The organism is Rurimicrobium arvi (assembly GCF_039540495.1).
In the GTDB taxonomy this organism is placed as follows: Bacteria; Bacteroidota; Bacteroidia; order Chitinophagales; family Chitinophagaceae; genus Rurimicrobium; species Rurimicrobium arvi.
The window spans coordinates 1-4,099 of the sequence record NZ_BAABEZ010000011.1; the positions used below are offsets into that span (position 1 = coordinate 1).

Sequence of the window (4,099 nt, forward strand, 5' to 3'; positions counted from 1 at the left end):
CGAGTGTACGGATGCGGAAAGAATTTTTACCGGAGCGGGAAAAGAACCGGAGTAGTCTTGGGTAGTTGTTGGTGGTGATGAAGAGCGTGCTGTCGTTCAGTTTTAAAAGCTTGTTCCATACACAATCACCACTACTCAAGGTGTCTGCGGAAACGGCGGAACCTCTGTAATTATGGCAAACCACTAAGCGGTTATCATGCGTAATGCCGATGAGATTTTGTTGTAAGAACAGCATCTCCCTGAAAGCCAGATTTCCAAATTGCGGCTGAGGGATAAGGCTGTCGGCCCGAACTTTATATATTTTCTGTATCGTAGAAACCCAAATATTTTTATCACTTTCTTCAGCGAATCCAAACAGCGACTTAAAGTGTGGCCGTACTCCCAAATCTCTTTTAAAAGTCATGGTTCGCTTTGTTTTCAGATCATCCGCTTTTATTGTGCATATCTTTTGGCGCCCTTCCATTAATATCACAGTATCGAGGTCGACAAAATTTTTAGGTGAAGTATTGAATTCTCCATCATAAATCGGCTGCGGTTTCAGAGGCGATCCTGTCAGCGGAATCCTGTAGTTAGTATCACTGGCAAGACTGTAGAAATAATTGTCTCTGAAAAAATTCAGCGCCGAAGCCATCTGATTAAACTGCCGTACCTGTATAGTTTCTGCCTTTTTAAAATCAGAAGTCCGATATATCGAAACGGTGCTTTGCTTATTCAATATTAATAGCCTGTTGCCGATGATCTGAGCATAATCTATATCACCCTGCGGTTGAGGATCGAGTGTGTTACGCACTTTACCGCTGAGGTCAAATAAAAAAAGACCTTTATTGCTTGTACCAACTAATAATAAATTACCGCTTATGTAAGATGAAAAGGCGGATTTTACCTCTTTAAATATTTCCTGTCTATTGCTTTTAATTCCGCTATTTGAAACGAAGAATGTGTCCTGGCCACTATAAAGCAGTTGGTAAAAGGCGGAGCTTTCCGGAAGGTTTATGAAGCTGAAAGCGCTCAGCCTGCATTCATCGTCAATCGTTGACAGCACTCCATTTTTCTGCATTAGTATCAGAGGTCCGTGCTTGGAAGCAATGCTTTTAAGTTCCGGGTAAATGGGTACTTGTTTTTCAGTTTTTCCTGTTTTGAAATTAACAATCAATGCATCGTATTTGTAAACAAACAGATAGCGGTCTTCTGATAATTTTCGTGTATATCGAAACATGTTAACTTCCGCATGTTTTTCATTTGTGGTTGCAGCGGTTAAAATTTTCTTTTTTTCATTTTTTATCTCCAGAATAAGTGGGTTGTCGCAAAAAGAAATACTGATGCTGCTATCTTTATTTATTGTGATTTGCGATGTCCTGGCCACCGCCACAGGAATTTTCAACCAGGGCGTGTTTTTTTCATTGTGAAAAATTCCATTTTTGTAATAGCACAGTTGCCCGTTGTAAGTACCGATCCAGAGACGCCCGTATAAATCCTGTTTAAAGAAAAAACATTCATTGTCACTGAGTCCGTCTGCTGTAGTAAAGTTTTCGAAAGTAAGCCCATTGAAACGCGAAATACCTTTATCGGTGCCCAACCAGAAAAACCCTTCCGGATCTTTGTAAATATCATAAATGGTATTGCTGGCCAGTCCGTTATTGATCGTATAATGCAGCATGGGGTAATGCTGTGCATACGTGGATAAAGAGGATGCAAGCAGTATCAGCAGACAAAAAAATCGGCTAACGTTTCTTTTCAAGCAATATGTTGAGTTCTGCATGTCTTCTACGGCTGAGTGGTACAACCGATCCGTCGTCCATTGTAAGTTCAAAAGATCCGGCTACGACGAGACCGGAAAAGTGTTTCAGGTTGATCAGATAACTTTTGTGTGTACGGAAAAAGTGATCCGGCAGCAGGTCCTGATAATATTGCAGGCCGTGACTGGCAAGAAACTTTTTAACACGTTTATCCTGATAATAGAAAAAACGGCAGTAACTGCCAACGGCTTCAATTGAAATAATATCGGTAAAGTCCAGATATACAGATTCCGATCTGCTTTTTAATACAATGCTTTTCGGCTCCTGTTCAAGCGAAGGGAGTGGTAGTTCCGGTAGTCTGGGCTCTTCATAAATCCTGTTCACAAGATCCCAGACCTTGTCTACGGCTGTCGTCAACTCATCTTCGCACACCGGCTTTAAGATATAATCCAGGGCATTTATTTTTATCGCACGGATAGCGTACTCATCATAAGCAGTTACAAAAACCGTGTAAAAATTATTGCGATATCCGATTCGCTCCAGGAATTGAAATCCGTTTTCAGCGGGCATTTCAATATCCAGGAAAACAACTTGCGGCCGCTTTTCTTTTAAAAGCTGTTCCGCCTCCGTTGTGGATGTTGTTTGGTAAATATGTGTGACTTTATCACCACAATATTTATGAAGCAGGATATTCAGATTCAGACATGCATCTGGTTCGTCATCGATTATCAAAGCGCTAAGTCCCATATTGGTTTGTTGCTGAAGAAGCGTTTTCATGATTGCATTGATTGCGAAACAAAACTACCCTCAACCGGAACGCTTTTTTCGCCGTTCGTAAAATAAGGTATACCGTTCCTAAAATACAAAGTATGTATTACCCTGAAAATTTTCATTTTTGAGAAGTATTTGAACGATGCTTCTATATAACCCTAATCTGGTTGATTAAGACCAGTCATCTCTACCGAAAACGAAGTTAGACGCTTCAACAAAACAAACATGAAATGGCGTGCTGTAATCCAGCATGCCTTTTTATTTTTCTGAAATTTCTATTCATTTTTATTGGGTGAATTTGGTTCGCTTTGTTGTGGGAAGCCGGGTATGCATAACATGCATTCGACTCCTGTTATAGCTTCGTTTTTTTCGATGTTGTAGATGCTGTATGTTATTTCGAGCCTGTGAATGCGGTTGAGATGGTCAATACGTTGCCTGATATTTTCCACGGCATAAGATTCATGGCTGGTATCTGATTTTACTGCAGTTCCGAGAGGCGCACCATTGTGCCTGATACGAACACATATTCTGTCGTGTTCTTCATTCACGTCTATTTCCAGTTTTGCGTCTTTGCTGTCCTGCGGCCATATTCCATGTTTAATGGCATTCTCTACTAAGGGTTGTATGAGCAACGGAGGGATGCGTATATCAGTAAGGTCTGCATCAGGGTCTATATTTATGGTATAGTTGAGCTTTTCCTTGAAACGAAGTTTTTCGAGTTTGAGATAGTTTTCAATGAGGTCAATTTCCTTTGTAATGGGAATAAGGTCATGGGTCATATTATGCATGTTCTGCCTGAGCAGGTTGGAGAATATGCGTATGTATCTGCTGGCCGGAGCAGTTTCATGATTGTTTACCATACTCTGCAGGCTATTGAGAGAGTTGAAAACAAAGTGCGGGTTCATGAGAGCGTTGAGGCTTCTGTATTCGGAGATGAGAAAGCGGACTTCATTTTCTTTTTTTCTGAGTCTTCGTTTGATGTTCCATCTGGCAGCGAGCGATACGAGGATTACCAGAGCAGCGAGACAGCAGATCAGGAACCACCATTGCGCCCACCAGGGTTTGTTGACCTTTAGAACAAAGACAGCTTCGATGCTGTATTCACCGGACAGTGTTTTTGCCCTGACTTTGATAATGTGGTTTCCGAAGAAGAGTTTGATAAGGTTGAGCTCTTCTCCCTGTATGGAAACCCACTTACCTTTTTTGTTACCGGAAAGGATAGCGTATTCATAAGTAAGAACAGTATTGAAGAAAGAGACGGGCTGAAATTTTATTTTGAGGTCCTGAGCGTCGTTAAAGGAAAGAGCAATTGTATCGGTGACGGGTATTTTACGGTTACCGCTGGTGATGTAGGTAAAGTGTACGCCGGGCATTGTTTTTTGTTGGGCGAGGTATTTATCGGGGAACAGGAACATTTCACCTTTGGCGAACATCATCAGTCCGGAGTCTGTAGCGGTAACGTAATCGGGTTGATAGGGAATAAATGGGTTATCGAGTGTACGGATGCGGAAAGAATTTTTACCGGAGCGGGAAAAGAACCGGAGTAGTCTTGGGTAGTTGTTGGTGGTGATGAAGAGCGTGCTGTCGTTCAG

The 4,099-nt window shown here is 41.6% G+C and carries 3 protein-coding genes; all 3 read right to left on the bottom strand.

Annotated elements, in window-relative coordinates:
* The coding region (locus tag ABD846_RS04720; protein ID WP_344823181.1) for a two-component regulator propeller domain-containing protein at window positions 1-1,657 on the bottom strand (1,657 nt) is incomplete at its 3' end.
* A 64-nt stretch (window positions 1,658-1,721) separates the two neighbouring features.
* Complete coding sequence (locus ABD846_RS04725) at window positions 1,722-2,513, bottom strand: LytR/AlgR family response regulator transcription factor (RefSeq protein ID WP_344823183.1); 792 nt, start codon at window positions 2,511-2,513, stop codon at window positions 1,722-1,724.
* Between the two features lie 269 nt (window positions 2,514-2,782).
* Window positions 2,783-4,099: sensor histidine kinase (locus tag ABD846_RS04730; protein WP_344823185.1), on the bottom strand; the 1,317-nt coding region annotated here is incomplete at its 5' end.

What these genes read in the sequence shown, in the direction of transcription:
- ABD846_RS04725 (WP_344823183.1), bottom strand. Translation starts at nt 2,513, where the DNA reads ATGAAAACGCTTCTTCAGCAACAAACCAATATGGGACTTAGCGCTTTG.